Source organism: Lentilitoribacter sp. EG35 (assembly GCF_040784015.1).
Lineage (GTDB): Bacteria > Pseudomonadota > Alphaproteobacteria > Rhizobiales > Rhizobiaceae > Lentilitoribacter.
The window spans coordinates 85,749-99,981 of the sequence record NZ_JBFNGQ010000004.1; the positions used below are offsets into that span (position 1 = coordinate 85,749).

At 44.1% G+C, this 14,233-nt stretch carries 17 protein-coding genes; 8 read left to right on the plus strand and 9 right to left on the minus strand.

Annotated elements, in window-relative coordinates; translation table 11 throughout:
* The first annotated feature begins 105 nt into the window (after positions 1-105).
* Positions 106-1,338, plus strand: coding sequence for a flavodoxin-dependent (E)-4-hydroxy-3-methylbut-2-enyl-diphosphate synthase (ispG, locus tag AB2J24_RS08995; RefSeq protein WP_367385235.1), 1,233 nt, complete (start codon positions 106-108; stop codon positions 1,336-1,338).
* Here the strand turns inward: ispG and AB2J24_RS09000 are convergent.
* Genes AB2J24_RS09000 through hemC form a run of 6 tightly spaced genes read right to left on the minus strand, consistent with a single transcriptional unit; the run spans position 1,329 to position 7,332 of the window.
* The gene (locus AB2J24_RS09000; protein ID WP_367385236.1) at positions 1,329-2,072 is read right to left on the minus strand and encodes a glutamine amidotransferase; all 744 of its coding nucleotides are present in this window, start codon (positions 2,070-2,072) and stop codon (positions 1,329-1,331) included. The two genes, ispG and AB2J24_RS09000, sit on opposite strands and share 10 nt — an antisense overlap.
* Positions 2,069-2,536 (minus strand): TerB family tellurite resistance protein, encoded by a 468-nt coding sequence (locus AB2J24_RS09005; RefSeq protein ID WP_367385237.1) that lies wholly within the window; start codon positions 2,534-2,536, stop codon positions 2,069-2,071. Before AB2J24_RS09005 ends, AB2J24_RS09000 begins: the two co-directional genes overlap by 4 nt.
* Positions 2,537-2,583: 47 nt before the next feature.
* The gene (locus AB2J24_RS09010) at positions 2,584-4,266 is read right to left on the minus strand and encodes a heme biosynthesis protein HemY (RefSeq protein ID WP_367385238.1); all 1,683 of its coding nucleotides are present in this window, start codon (positions 4,264-4,266) and stop codon (positions 2,584-2,586) included.
* Between the two features lie 26 nt (positions 4,267-4,292).
* Entirely contained in the window at positions 4,293-5,603 is a 1,311-nt protein-coding gene (locus AB2J24_RS09015; RefSeq protein WP_367385239.1) for a COG4223 family protein, read from the minus strand.
* Positions 5,604-5,663: 60 nt separating this feature from the next.
* Positions 5,664-6,395, minus strand: coding sequence for a uroporphyrinogen-III synthase (locus AB2J24_RS09020; RefSeq protein ID WP_367385240.1), 732 nt, complete (start codon positions 6,393-6,395; stop codon positions 5,664-5,666).
* 7 nt (positions 6,396-6,402) lie between these two features.
* Positions 6,403-7,332: a hydroxymethylbilane synthase gene (gene hemC / locus AB2J24_RS09025; RefSeq protein ID WP_367385376.1), complete on the minus strand. Its 930-nt coding sequence runs from the start codon at positions 7,330-7,332 to the stop codon at positions 6,403-6,405.
* A 70-nt stretch (positions 7,333-7,402) separates the two neighbouring features.
* Here hemC and tsaD point away from each other — a divergent pair, with 70 nt between their 5' ends.
* The 5 genes from tsaD (at position 7,403) to AB2J24_RS09050 (ending at position 10,782) form a co-directional block, all read left to right on the plus strand.
* Entirely contained in the window at positions 7,403-8,500 is a 1,098-nt protein-coding gene (gene tsaD, locus AB2J24_RS09030) for a tRNA (adenosine(37)-N6)-threonylcarbamoyltransferase complex transferase subunit TsaD (RefSeq protein WP_420883637.1), read from the plus strand.
* Positions 8,497-9,504 (plus strand): NAD(P)H-dependent glycerol-3-phosphate dehydrogenase, encoded by a 1,008-nt coding sequence (locus AB2J24_RS09035; protein ID WP_367385241.1) that lies wholly within the window; start codon positions 8,497-8,499, stop codon positions 9,502-9,504. Before tsaD ends, AB2J24_RS09035 begins: the two co-directional genes overlap by 4 nt.
* Before the next feature lie 14 nt (positions 9,505-9,518).
* Positions 9,519-9,824: a YciI family protein gene (locus AB2J24_RS09040; protein WP_162653187.1), complete on the plus strand. Its 306-nt coding sequence runs from the start codon at positions 9,519-9,521 to the stop codon at positions 9,822-9,824.
* Position 9,825: 1 nt separating this feature from the next.
* Positions 9,826-10,254 carry an EVE domain-containing protein gene (locus AB2J24_RS09045; protein ID WP_162653678.1) on the plus strand — a complete coding sequence of 143 codons (429 nt, stop codon included), beginning with the start codon at positions 9,826-9,828 and terminating at the stop codon, positions 10,252-10,254.
* A 117-nt stretch (positions 10,255-10,371) separates the two neighbouring features.
* Positions 10,372-10,782 carry a DUF1761 domain-containing protein gene (locus AB2J24_RS09050; protein WP_367385242.1) on the plus strand — a complete coding sequence of 137 codons (411 nt, stop codon included), beginning with the start codon at positions 10,372-10,374 and terminating at the stop codon, positions 10,780-10,782.
* Here AB2J24_RS09050 and AB2J24_RS09055 read toward each other — a convergent pair.
* Positions 10,779-11,333, minus strand: a complete 555-nt coding sequence (locus AB2J24_RS09055; RefSeq protein WP_367385243.1) for a L,D-transpeptidase family protein — start codon at positions 11,331-11,333, stop codon at positions 10,779-10,781. The two genes, AB2J24_RS09050 and AB2J24_RS09055, sit on opposite strands and share 4 nt — an antisense overlap.
* 177 nt (positions 11,334-11,510) lie before the next feature.
* Here AB2J24_RS09055 and AB2J24_RS09060 point away from each other — a divergent pair, with 177 nt between their 5' ends.
* Both AB2J24_RS09060 and AB2J24_RS09065 read left to right on the plus strand, forming a co-directional pair.
* Positions 11,511-12,194: a response regulator transcription factor gene (locus AB2J24_RS09060; RefSeq protein ID WP_162653184.1), complete on the plus strand. Its 684-nt coding sequence runs from the start codon at positions 11,511-11,513 to the stop codon at positions 12,192-12,194.
* 30 nt (positions 12,195-12,224) lie between these two features.
* A complete protein-coding gene (locus AB2J24_RS09065; RefSeq protein WP_367385244.1) occupies positions 12,225-12,680 on the plus strand; it encodes a cyclic nucleotide-binding domain-containing protein in 456 nt (151 codons plus the stop codon).
* A gap of 3 nt (positions 12,681-12,683) precedes the next feature.
* Here the strand turns inward: AB2J24_RS09065 and xth are convergent, their stop codons facing one another.
* Together xth and AB2J24_RS09075 are read right to left on the minus strand one after the other, a co-directional pair.
* Positions 12,684-13,493, minus strand: coding sequence for an exodeoxyribonuclease III (xth, locus tag AB2J24_RS09070; RefSeq protein ID WP_162653182.1), 810 nt, complete (start codon positions 13,491-13,493; stop codon positions 12,684-12,686).
* A 77-nt stretch (positions 13,494-13,570) separates the two neighbouring features.
* A complete protein-coding gene (locus tag AB2J24_RS09075) occupies positions 13,571-14,221 on the minus strand; it encodes an outer-membrane lipoprotein carrier protein LolA (RefSeq protein ID WP_244627884.1) in 651 nt (216 codons plus the stop codon).
* Positions 14,222-14,233: the final 12 nt, after the last annotated feature.

The following is a 14,233-nucleotide window of genomic DNA, read 5'->3' on the forward strand; positions in this document are numbered from 1 at the left end:
AAGTGGCGTGTTAGAATTCTGCTGGTTGACAATGACGCATTGATTACCCAACTTAAATATGGTTTCTGCCATTAGGTTTTTAAAAATAGCAGTAAGATCTTTTCTATGAGCAATTTAAATATGTATGCCCCAAAATCACGACGTTTAACTCAAGGAGTAAATGTTGGTGGAGTTATCGTTGGTGGGCAGGCGCCGATTGTCGTGCAATCTATGACAAATACGGATACTGCGGATATTGATGCTACGGTAGCTCAAGTCGCTGCATTGTCAAAAGCAGGGTCTGAAATTGTACGGATCACAGTTGATCGTGATGAAAGTGCCGCAGCTGTTCCCAAGATTCGTGAACGTCTTGAACGCCTTGGCTTAGATGTGCCGCTTGTCGGAGATTTTCATTATATTGGTCATAAGCTTTTGGCGGATCACCCCGCCTGTGCAGAAGCACTTGCCAAATATCGAATTAATCCGGGCAATGTCGGATTTAAGAATAAGAAAGATAAGCAGTTCGGTCAGATCATTGAAACAGCGATTACGCATAATAAACCTGTTCGGATCGGTGTAAACTGGGGTTCGCTTGATCAAACTCTCTTAACAAATTTGATGGATCAGAACGCCGAGAATGGTTCACCAATGAGTGCAACCCAAGTCATGCACGAGGCAATTATTCAGTCGGCATTACTATCTGCCGAACTTGCCGAAAGTATTGGGCTTGGGAGAGATAAGATTATTTTATCTGCGAAAGTATCTCAAGTGCAAGATTTGATTTCCGTATACACTCAATTGGCGGAACGTGGTGATTATGCACTTCATTTGGGTCTTACAGAAGCGGGAATGGGGTCTAAGGGCATCGTTGCCTCATCAGCCGCACTTGCCATTGTTTTGCAGCAGGGTATTGGTGATACTGTGCGTATTTCCTTAACGCCAGAACCGAATGGTGATCGCACAAAAGAAGTGCAGGTTGCGCAAGAGCTTTTGCAAGTCATGGGCTTTCGCCAATTCATTCCTGTTGTTGCTGCATGTCCGGGGTGTGGGCGTACAACATCAACAGTTTTTCAGGAACTGGCACAAAAAATTGAATCTGATTTACGTGAAAATATGCCTGTTTGGCGTGAACAATATCCAGGTGTTGAAAATCTCAAAGTTGCGGTTATGGGTTGCATTGTAAATGGGCCAGGCGAATCAAAACACGCCAATATTGGAATTTCTCTTCCCGGTACTGGTGAGACTCCTGCAGCGCCCGTGTTTATTGATGGTCAAAAATCTGCAACTTTGCGTGGGGCTAACATCGCCGAAGATTTTCAATCACTCGTAAAGTCTTATATTGAAGAAAATTATCGTTGATATGGTTCGGCATTAAGATTTCTTGGTGCTGGGCCAAATACCAGGTTCAAAAAATCTTTGAGCCAAGCAAGAAGAGCTGTATCGTAAAGAAGCCTTCCTTTTAGGTGTTGTGAACCTACCTGCGCACCAGGCATCGTGAAGCGTTCTGCACCGCCGACTATCCAGCGCTGCATCATGACTTGCGTAAGCTCCGCATGAAATTGAACTGCCCACGCTTTCTCGCCATAGCGAAATGCCTGATTTGGGTAACTTGGGGATTTTGCAAGCAGGGTGGCTCCATCAGGTAGCTCAAACCCCTCACGGTGAAATTGATAGGCCATCTTTGGCCATTTTAGTAGCTTGTCGCCCTCTGAGGTGGATTGTAGTGGATACCAACCTGCCTCAATCAGGCCTTCTGGATGACTGTAAACTTGCTTGCCCAAGTGTTTTACAAGCATCTGTGCACCGAGACATATGCCGAGAAATGGTTTGTTTTCCTTAAGTGGGACATTGAGCCAGTTAATTTCGCGCGTAACGAAATCATCATTATCATTTGCGCTCATGGGGCCACCAAAAACGACCGCGCCTGCGTGGTCATCCAGGCTCTTAGGCAGAGGATCGTCAAAGCGAGGACGCCTCATATCAAGTTCATAGCCCATTGCCTCCAGTAATTTCCCAACGCGGCCAGGCGTCGAATTTTCTTGATGAAGCACTATGAGAATTTTATTTGAATTCGAGCTTACTCTATCTATCATGAACGGCGTAATTCTTCCTCAACACGTTGACGGGCTAAAACACGTTCACGACCCGATATGCCCATCAGATCGGAAATCCGCCATATCACATGATCTTCAAGTTCATGCCGCTCGCCATCCGCATAAGCAAGCTCCCAGAGAATTTCGACGAGGCAGATTTTTTGCTCTGTTGTTAGGTGTTTTTTCAAAACGCGGGTAAACGTATAAAAGTCAACAGATGCTTGGTCGGCTGCTTCACCCGCATGGTAAAGCAAAATGGCTTCGTCCATACTGATATCAAATTCGATTGCTAACAGCTCTTTAAGTTTTACTTGTTCGCTTTCACTGATAACACCGTCGGCTTCAATAACGCGATAAAAGAGGGCTGCTGCTGCAACTTGTGGATCATCTTTATTCGCACCTTGAAACTGTTCACTGTCATCAGTCAACGAGCTTATAAAGTCTCGTAATTTATCAATCAGCATTCAATACTCCGACCCTATTCTCATTAGATATAGGGTGGGATGCATCATTAAAACAACCGGAAGCCGCCAGATTTATTATTGTTTTCAGTATTTTCGACCACACCAGGGTCGTCAACAGCCTTCCTTAATACCTCTTCTTCGGGAGCGTCTTCTGTATTTTTCTCGAGAACTTCATCAACATTCGCTTGCTGATTCTCATCATTAATATCAGTAGTTTCTACTTCTTTTGAGGCGTTTTCGTGTGCAACTTCCTCATCCTGCGATGTCTCTGTTTTTATCTCGGGTTCTATTGTTTCTGCTTTGATATTAATTTCCGCTTCTGGTTCTGCTTCATTGATCACACTCGCTGCAGCAAATACAGGAGCGGATATTGCAGGGAGATCTGCCATAGCTTGAGCGAAATTATCTTCTGCTATTTCTCCTTCTTCAACAGCGCCCGCGAGTGCTGTTAGTGGTACTTTCCACTCAAATGCATCAAGTTTGCCGGTAACAGGTGAGAAAGGTGCCCATTCTTCGCTGACATAGCCATCAGCGGTCCATTGCGGATCTCGTGATGCGCGGACTGCATTTGCAAGCCAGTGACGAACACGGCCTTGGTCGCCTGTATCAGCTTCTTCGATATCAGCAAGTAGCAAATACATACTTTTTCGCGGTTCCATTTTTGCAGCAGATTCAGCCCTTTCACGTGCGAGCTTCAGATCATGCGCTTCCATCGCCATCTTAGCAACGACAAGGAGTGATTCGGCATGATGACTGCGAATAGACTCAAGCTTCAACGCTCGTTTTAAGCGATCTCCGGACGTGTCTCCAACTCGGGCAGACACGTAAGCTTCAGATACTTGCGGATGGGGTTGCTGCTTCCATATTTTCTCCAAAATTTTGGAGCCTTTTCGCAGTTGACCCATCTGGAAATAGGCCTTCGCTGCAATAACCGCCGCCGGAATTAGGTCTGGGGCTAAGGTGAGGGCGTTTTGTGCATCTTTAGCAATGTCAGATAGTTCCCCATCCGCTCGGTCCATTGCGCGACCTGCAAGCAGTACAGCTTTTTTTCGCTTGAAAAGGTCTGGAGAAACTGCGTTCGCTGTCCGTTGTTTTTCTAAACGGCGGATCGCATCATCCCAATTACCTTCTTGGGCATTTACCTCGATAGCAGCATTACCAGCCCATTCAAGATGAGGTGCTTGATCCGCAGCTTTTGTTGCATATTGGCTGGCAGCTTCATTTGCGCCAAGGCGTTTAGCTTCAAGATAAAGTCCTCTCAGGCCCAGAACAGCAGTTTCAGGCGTTTCAGACATTTCTTGTAGTGTTTTGCGTGCATCTTCATCACGACCATCGATCATCGCTGTTTGTACTGCAAGTAATTTGATGAGCGGTTCATCGCCCGCATCGAGCAAACCTTTGCTTTGATTGGTCAGTTTTTTAGCTAATGTTGCATCCCCCGCGCCTGCGGCAATTAAGCCTTGCGACAGCGCTTTATAACCGCGATCTTTGCGACGAGATTTGAAATATCGAGACATAATTTGTGGTGATGACAGAACAAGACGAATGATCCACCAGATGAACATAATTGTGACGACAAGTGCGGCAATTGCGCTGACGGCTGTCATAAGCGATAACTCAATTTGCTGACCTTGCCAGTTGATAAGTAACTCACCGGGGCGGTCGGCTAACCAAGCAAACCCGGTGCCGAGAACCAAAATAAGTGCGATAAAAATTAGGCCTTTGATCATTCTAAATACTCATACTTGCGCTTGCATTAACCTGCATTTGCAGGGTCGGCCTGCATTAGCTTATCTGATAAATTTTCTGCCAATATTCGAGCGTTTAATTGAGTTTGAAACCCTTCAGAAGCAATCTTTGCTTTGTCTGAAAGTTTATCCCACTCGCGCGCTGCATCGGTTAGTTTACCGTCGTTCAAGCGGGTTTCAATACGTGCAACAATGGCTTCAGCTGTGTCGCCCTCAATCTCGCCAACTTTACGAATTTTGACCATTGATGCTGCGCTGTTCATTAGACGTGACATGATACCTGTATCAGCTTCAACATCGCTATCTGCTGCAATAATTTGATTGGCAATAGCACTAAAACTTGCAACAAGGTCGACACGTTTTAAAACACCTTGTTCCGAAAGTGGTTTTAATTCTGCGATTGCAGAATGTTCAGGGTCTATTTGACTAAAAGCTTCTAGCTCAGCAACAAAAGACCCACCACGATTAATGGCGCTTTTCACAGCTGTGGCCGCTAATGAACGTGCTATTGAAATATCGTTGCGAGGTTCAGCAATGGCAGTTTCTGCTTCTGCGAGCCGTTTTTGCAAGTCAGTGATGATTTGTGATGTTTGGCTGTCTTGTGATGTCGATTGAGCCAGCGAGACGATCTGTGCTTGAAGGTCTGCAATTTTCTCGGCTTGTTCAACGTTCGAGGTTGTTAGTTTGTTGATCTCTGCAGTTAGATTATCTGGCAGCGAAAGATCTCCAATTTCAGTACCTGCATTTGCCACAGACGTTTCAACATTAATGATCTTCGATGTAAGTTGATCAATTTGAATTTTGATTTCATTTAGAGCTTCAAGAGAACTTGCATTGTCGTTTTGAAGAAGTTTTTCAAGCGCATCTACACGTGCTGTTAAGCTGCTGAAATCACCTGTTGGCTGAATCGTTAAACGTTCGGCAATTTGATTGTTAGCCTGCCCAAGGTTTTCTTCAAGAGTAGCTACTTTTTGTTCAAGTGTTGCAACTGTATTTTGTTGACCATTGTCGGCTCCCGGCAAAAATCCACTCCATTGCAAGCCAGCAGCACCAACAAGAGCAAGAACAGCGCCTAAAATACCGGCAGAAAATGTCGAGCCTGAAGTCTTACTTTGTTCCGGTGTTGAAGGTTGTTCTTGTTCTTCACCGGCAGCCTCTTTCGAGTTGTCCTCTGCGGCGTTTTCATCGGGAGTTATTGCATCCTCTTGGTCTTCCCCTTCATTTTCAATATTATCGGCAATGGGTTTGACGTCCTTTTCATCAAGATCAATCGTAATCGATTCTGATTTTGGTTTAGAATGTCGAGGTGTGCGTGCCATATGCGGTGTCTCTTTTCTATCCCGGGTTGCTGTGGTGCAGAAAGGATATTTAATTTTAAACTAATTGCCAATACAGGCTAAAAGATGATGTTCTTTAGGTTCAATTGCAATGTCAATCTGGTTAGAAAACTCATCAGGTATTGCAGATGCGATTTCCTTGCTTAAACACCCATAACGCAAGGATGTAAACAAATTCGGATCATTATTATTGATTGCTGCGAAGAATCGACGCACTGCGCTTTGAGAGTAGAATAATACGATGTCGATCGCGTTGTTTTTAAGAACACTAATGAACTGTGCTTGCGAGAAATGAGTTATCATTTCGTAGATAATAATTGGTGTAACTGGCAACTTGTTTTTTGCAAGTGTTTCTTCAAGGTCTGATGTACGATTTTCCGCTGTTAGATATATGAGAGGCGTATCCGCAGCTGGTGCAATCTGTCTATCATTGAAATCTCGGACGATGAGTTCTGCTAAAGCCTGACCATTTCCTGTGCCTGTTTGAATGTTGTTAAACCCAAGCTTTAATGCTTCACCTTTGGTTTTGTCACCTACGACATAGGTGAGTTTACTAAGAAGTTCAGGATTTGAAATTGGAGTGTTTTTAAAGCAATGTACCGCGTTTGCACTTGTAAAGATAAAAGCACTTGCAGAATGCAAGTTGGTTTGTGTGGAAATTTCCACACATTCTCGTCTCGACATAGGGAATGTTATAGGTGTGTGGCCAATCTTGAGTAGCTTACTGGCTGTTACCGATGCAGATGGTTCTGGTCGTGTGATAAGAACCCTCATTATTCCCTCATGTCCAATCTTTAAAAAAGTCGTCGCCAGCCTGCGCGCGAAGTGTTTCGCCTGCATCTTTGCCGATTGTATCAGCATCATTGGCGTTACCTGTTACTTGAGTTTCATAAACCAGGCTTCCATCGTCGTTTAAAATCTTACCTGAAAAATGGATCTTTTGATCTATGAGTTGTGCGTGACCAGCAATTGGTGTGCGGCATGATCCGTCCAAGGCGCGTAAGAATGCGCGCTCACAAAGTATACAGGTTTCTGTTGTTGGATCGTTTAAAGGAGCAATCAATTCGTCGATATGGGAATTGCCTATTTTGCTTTCTATGCATATTGCGCCTTGGCCGGGTGCTGGAAGGAACGTATCGATTTCCAAGATCTCTGTGGCTTTATCTTCTATTTTAAGGCGTTTTAACCCTGCAAGAGCGAGTAATGTGGCATCGACTTCACCATCGGCAAGCTTTTGTAATCGGGTTCCAACAAGCCCGCGAAAAAGTGTAACTCTGAGGTCGGGACGTATCCGGCGAATAAGTGCTTGCCTTCTAAGCGACGAAGTTCCGATCAGCGCATTTTCGGGTAGTTCTGAAATTGTATTTGCAGCGCCACCAATGAGCACATCTCTGGGATCTTCGCGCTCTAGATATGCAGATAGATAAAGCCCTTCTGGTAGTTTGGTGGCCATATCTTTTACGCAATGAACTGCAAAATCCAGAGAGCCATCAATAAGCTTTTCCTCAAGTTCTAATGTGAATAAACCTTTGCCACCAATTTCGGAAAGTGGTTGATTTGTCATACGGTCAGCTTTGGTAGACAGGATAACTATCTCAAATGCGCTTTCTGGTAGATCATGTGCCAACATAAGCTTTTTTCGAACATCTTCAGCTTGAATAAGTGCCAAAGCTCCGCCACGTGTGCCAATTTTGTAAGGTTTTGTTTGCATCATTTGGTGTCCGTTGCTAACTGGGCTCTATTAATGCTTTACGCCAAACTTATTTTTTTGGAAACCGTCTATGGTGACGCAAGTCATAAAAGTTTTGGGAATTGAGACCAGTTGCGATGAAACCGCTGCTGCTGTGGTAACGCGCCGTGGTGATGGCTCGGGTGTGATTAATAGCGATATCGTCTATTCTCAGTTTGATGTGCATGAAGCTTATGGTGGTGTTGTGCCGGAGCTTGCAGCACGCGCGCATGTTGAGAAGCTCGATACATTGATTGAAAAAGCGTTGAGCGATGCTGATTGTACACTAGAAGATATTGATGCCATTGCAGCTACATCAGGCCCGGGGCTTATTGGTGGCCTTATGGTTGGTTTGATGAGTGGTAAAGCATTGGCCATGGTGACCGGTAAGCCGCTTTATGCAATTAACCACCTAGAAGGTCATGCACTTACAGCGCGGTTAACCGATGGTCTGCAATTCCCTTATCTAATGCTTCTGGTGTCCGGTGGACATACCCAGCTGATCTTGGTCAAAGGTGTTGGTTCATATGAGCGGTGGGGAACAACTATTGATGATGCATTGGGTGAGTGTTTTGATAAAACAGCCAAATTGCTAGGATTGTCATATCCGGGCGGTCCGGCGGTGGAGAAAGCTGCAATGCAGGGTGATGAGGACCGTTTCGCACTACCCATGCCTTTGCGTGGACAGAAGAATTGTGATTTTTCATTCTCTGGCCTCAAAACAGCTATTCGCCAGACAGCCATTGCCGAGCAACCACTATCTGATCAAACCGTGAGCGATTTATGTGCGAGTTTTGAAAAGGCTGTTGTGAAAACGCTAAAGGAACGATTGTCGCGCGGTCTTGAGCGGTTTAACGCACTTGAAGATTTGCCAATGAACCCATCCTTTGTGGTCGCAGGCGGTGTTGCGGCGAATAAGAAAATTCGAATGTTATTAAATGGGCTTTGTGCTGAGTATAAATTGGGTTTTGTTGCGCCTCCGCATCATTTATGTACTGATAATGCAAGTATGATTGCGTGGGCCGGAGCGGAGCGAATGGCACTTGGATTGGAGGGTGATCCTATGCATGTTGCCCCTCGTTCACGTTGGCCGTTGGACGAAAATGCGGTAACGAAAATTGGTTCTGGTCGGCGTGGCGCAAAAGCATGAGCAAAAAGACAAACATAGTGGTCGCCGGCGGTGGCGCTTTCGGTACAGCTCTGGCGTCTGTCCTCGCATCAGATGATCAAGCAAATATCAGTTTGCTTGTGCGCGGCGAAACGCAGGCTACAGATATTCAAAAAAAGCGTGTGAATGCAGCGCGGTTGCCTGGTATTATGTTGCCTCCCTTGCTTGAGATAACCGCAGATTATGACGTTTTGAAGACTGCTGATATTGTTTTATCCGTTGTGCCAAGCAAGGCTCAGCAAGAATTTGCCATTCTTACGCAACCCTATCTGAAGAAAGGTGCGAGTTTTATCATTTGCTCCAAAGGGTTTGATCCGAAGAACGGTGGGTTGGTGAGTGAAAGTGTGAGTAAAGTTTTGAAAAGCCAACGACTTGCAATTCTTTCAGGTCCTGGTTTTGCTGCAGATATTGCAAAAGGCTTGCCGACAGCAATGACGCTTGCAGCTGATGAGATTAAATTTGCAGAAGATTTATCGCAAAGCATCTCACGTAAAAATTTCCGTCTATATGCCAGTAGCGATCCGATCGGTGTGCAAACAGGTGGTGCGCTTAAAAATGTTCTTGCAATAGCGGCTGGCATCGTTGTTGGTGCAAACCTTGGTGATAGCGCTCGAGCCTCTGTGATCGCCAGAGGATTGGTGGAGCTATCGCGCTACATCGTTTTTATGGGTGGAAATCCTGAAACGTCTTCCGGCCTTGCGGCGCTGGGTGATCTGGTTTTAACTGCCAGCAGTGAGCAATCCCGAAATTATCGTTTTGGCATTGCCATTGGTCAGGGCGCAAAACCAAGCGATTTGGTGGGTGAGGGTAAGCCGCTTGTAGAGGGTGCAAATGCAGCTCTTGCCGCGGCTGATATTGCACAAAGCAACAATATAGCGTTGCCACTCACAAAATCAGTTGCTGATATTATTAATGGTAAGTTGGAGGTGCGGGATGCGATCTCGCAACTCTTAGAAAGGCCGTTACGTAGTGAAAATGAACATTGATGGAGATGTTGTAAATGTATGTTGCTTTAATGTGTAAAGATAACGCCGGCGCCTTACAAACGCGTTTGGACACACGAGAGGATCACCTTGCCTTTCTGAAAGATTTGGATGCAAAAGGTATATTGAAAATCGCCGGCCCTTTATTGGATGAAAATGACAAACCTTGTGGCAGTCTCATTATTCTAAATGTCGAAGATAAGACTGAGGCAGAACAAATTGCAAAAGAAGATCCGTATGCAAAAGTTGGTCTTTTTGCAGAGGTTGATATAAAACCTTATACTTGGGTGTTTCATGAACCTTCATCTGAGATTGGGGCTTAATTTGGCATATTGGTTATTTAAATCGGAACCATTTAAATGGTCTTGGGATCAGCAAAAAGCCAAGGGCGATGCTGGGGAAGAATGGGATGGTATCCGCAATTATCAGGCTCGTAATAATATGCGAGCTATGAAATTGGGTGATAAAGGTTTCTTCTATCACTCAAATGAAGGTTTGGCCGTCGTTGGTGTGATTGAAGTATGCGCGCTTTGTCATCCGGATTCGACAACTGATGATGAGCGGTGGGAATGTGTGGACATAAAGGCAGTCTGCGATATGCCAACACATGTGACCCTTAAAGATGTGAAAGCTAATCCAAAACTGGCGAATATGCCGCTGGTAACATCCATGCGCTTGTCCGTTCAACCAATGACAGACGAAGAGTATTTTGAGGTTTGTCGCATGGGTAATCTTGAGAATCCTCCAACCTAGGTTGGAGGCTTTCACTTGGTTTTGCGAATATTAGTGATTCATACAAGCTGTACTTTATTTTAATTAGGCATATTTGTTATAGTGATCTTCTAGTTATGTGATGAGAGGAGATTTGCTATGCAATTTGGTGGGATCAATTACATTGCTGTCATTGTGGCTGTCATTGCAGCATTTGCTGTCGGTTCAGTCTATTATGGCGTTAATGCAAAACGCTGGATGAAGGCGGTGAAGATACCAGAAGGTACTGAACCAAAAATGGAGCCCAGTCTTTTGGTTATTACATTTGTCTGCGAGATTGTTTTAGCTATTATGATGGCTGGCGTGATCGGACATCTAGGCGACGGGCAGGTCACTTTATATAACGGCATCGTATCTGGCTTTTTCCTCTGGTTAGGAATTATCATGCCGACCATGACGATTAATAACCGATACCAGGATTTTGGTTGGGATTTGACCATTATTGATGGCATACACTGGTTGGTAGTCGTCGTCGTTATGGGCGGTATTATCGGATGGTTTGGTGTTTAGAGAACTTTGAAACGCGTTTTCTTCGTTATAAATGGTATGATCTTCTTCATGTCTCTCTTTGATACTGCGATGCAACCTTGTGTGGGAGGGTATCCCTGTTTGGCGACATGGAAGAAAATCGCACTGCCACAATATCGTTTGCGGCACGTGATGTTCCAATCTAGCACAATGATAAAATCATAAAGAATATCATCGCGAAGCATCTTTTCATAGCTGTGCGAGAATGGCCGCTTCACAGACCTGTTGTAACTTGGATGTGTGGGCTCATCGCACCAGCCTAGGCTTTGGTTGGTTTGCGACATGATTATTTGGTGTCGTGTTGAGTTTTTAATGCTCGGTTTTAGGTACCCATACAGCACTCGCATATTAGCAATAGGGGTTTTGCCGTCACCCTCGCGCTTGAAGATTGTTCGCCCATTGCGACCCAAGCAACCTTGTATTGTTGTATGTCCAAATCTAATCAAACACCTAGTCGGATCACCCGGTTTTGCTCGAATGATGACATGATCTACACTATTATTTGATCTTAGTTTATTGGATGTTGGCTTCATATTTTTCTAATAAATGTTTGGAATATTGAATTTCGCAATTAAAAAGCCATTTTTCAACCATAGTGACCACGTCATTGTTATGTTTTAGAAATTACAGTTGAAGACCTGTGTAATATCTTTGCGAATCTTGAAGAACTAAACTAAGTTTACTCATGGTGACTTTAAAAGGAACGACAAATGACAGCCCGTACTATTTTGCTTGTTGACGATGATGATGATTTGCGTGAGACGCTCATCGAGCAACTTTCTCTTTATGAAGAGTTTTTCATATTGCAGGAAAGCACAGCAACAAAAGGTGTAAAAACGGCTCGGGATAATCATCTCGACCTTTTGATTATGGATGTCGGGCTTCCTGATATGGATGGCCGTGAGGCTGTGAAACTTCTTCGCAAGGGCGGCTTTAAATCACCAATCATTATGCTGACTGGCCATGATACAGATTCTGATACCATTCTTGGGCTTGAAGCTGGTGCGAATGATTATGTACCAAAACCTTTTCGTTTTGCTGTGCTGCTTGCGCGTATCCGTGCGCAACTGCGCCAACATGAACAAAGTGAAGATGCCACATTTGTCGTTGGTCCTTACACGTTCAAGCCAAGTCAGAAGTTATTGATTGATGAGGAAGAGAACAAAATTCGCCTGACAGAGAAAGAGGCTTCAATCATTCGTTTTCTTTATCGTGCAGAGCAAAAAGTTGTGCCGCGCAATGATATCTTGGAAAAGGTTTGGGGATATAATTCCGGTGTAACAACGCATACACTGGAGACTCATGTTTATCGCTTGAGACAGAAAATTGAAAAAGATCCGTCTAGCGCTGAAATTCTTGTGACCGAAAGCGGTGGTTATAAACTTGTTCCGTAAATAAAGGATAGGTTTCGCTGAGGGTTTATTATGGCACTGACAGATGATCTTGAGGTATTGCACCAAACACCTCTATTTTCAGAAATACCTGGTGAAGCGCTTCGGCTACTTGCTTTTGGTGCTACTCACCGAAACATTTATGAAGGTCAATCCCTTTATAAATTTGGAGATTCAGCCAGCGGCGCATATGTTGTGCTGTCGGGTAACCTTGAGTTGTCTGCGCCAAATAAGAATGGCGAAATGGCTATTGTAGGTACTGCAGAACGTGCTGCCTTGCTTGGCGAGTTAGCATTGATTTCCCCCTCAAAACGCCAGTTTACTGTTACCGCGACTGAAAATGCGCATTTAATGCGATTTGACAGAGTGCTATTCCACCGACTCTTGACTGAATACCCTGAGGTGGCAGATGTTTTGCGCAAACGTATTGAGCAAAACATAACAGAGCTGACATCAAATCTTCAGAAAATTAAATATAAGTTCGCCTGAGACTTATAGTTTTAAATGAGCAATCATTGGTACATGATCTGATGGTTTTTCCCAACCGCGCGCGTGGCGTAATACTTCGATTTTAGAAAGTGACTCTTTTAGATCGGCAGACGACCAAATGTGGTCTAAACGGCGACCTTTATCTGCTTTCTCCCAATCTTTGGAGCGATAACTCCACCAGGTGAAAAGCTTTTCTTCAATTGGTACATGTTGGCGAACGAGATCGTGCCACCCACCTTTTTCCTGCACGTCATTGAGAGTTTCAACTTCGATTGGTGTGTGACTAACAACCTTCAATAGTTGCTTGTGCGACCAAACATCGGTCTCAGCTGGTGCTATGTTAAGGTCTCCAACTAAAATTGATGAAACACCCTGGTCCATTTCAGACTCAGAATGCATTTCTTTCATTTCTGCAAGAAAGTCCAATTTATGTGCAAATTTTGGATTTGTATTACGATTAGCTTCGTCGCCACCAGCAGGTACATAGAAGTTGTGAATGCGAATTTTCTTATCGCCAGCATCAACGACACCAGAGACATGACGAGCATCCCCTTTTTGGGCGAAATCTAATCTTGTTATATCGGCGATCGGCGTTTTAGAAACTGTCGCAACTCCGTGATAGCTCTTCTGACCATGAATTGCGAAATGTTGATAGCCAAGTTTTCGAAATCCGGCTGAAGGGAAGGAGCCATTCTCACATTTGATTTCTTGTAGGCATAAAACGTCTGGTTGATGTTCTTCTAAAAACTTCTCGACGATTGGCATTCTAAGACGAACTGAATTAATATTCCATGTTACAACCGAAAATGCCAATGACCTACTCCTGAAAATTTCTATTAGTTTTCAGGTTTAGATCATTTTAAAGCGTTATTGAAGTGGAAGTATGAAGTTTAACCTTCATTATCCTTATTCATCTCGTGATATGGGATACGAAATACGCTTTTTGCGAAATCAACACCGGTTTCAACATTAAAAATCAGGACAGTTGTCTCTTTGCCTTGAACATCTTTGATTGTCCATTGACGTAACTCATAAGACGCAGGATCAAACATCATTGTAATTGTTGATTTGCCAAAGATAGTCTTATTGCCCATCACGATTGTGACCAGACTGTCAGTTTCAGTTACCGACTTTATGTCTTTGGATTTCAAATTAATCTTATTAGCAAGCAATAGTTTTAGTGGTGTTGTGCGCAGCGGATATAGGCTCCATGTTTTGAGCTTCTGGTTGCCAACAACAAGATTTCGACCGTCCGATATTACGCGCACAGGTGATGGTTTTTCATAATTAAAACGGAGTTTCCCCGGTCTTGATATAAAGAATTTACCCGCTATTTGATTGCCATCTGGGTTCAGCTGAACAAATTCACCCATCATCGTCTTTACCGATGCAAAGTGACTGGCGATATTTTGTGCAATTTTTCCGTCAGCCTTTGCAGTTATGCTGGAGAGCGAAATGGCCAGTAATAGGTATGCTACCAATTTGATGGGATCAGCTATTCTTGGAAAAAGTGCTTTGTAGTTCATTTGTGTCATTTTCATCATTTATTCCAA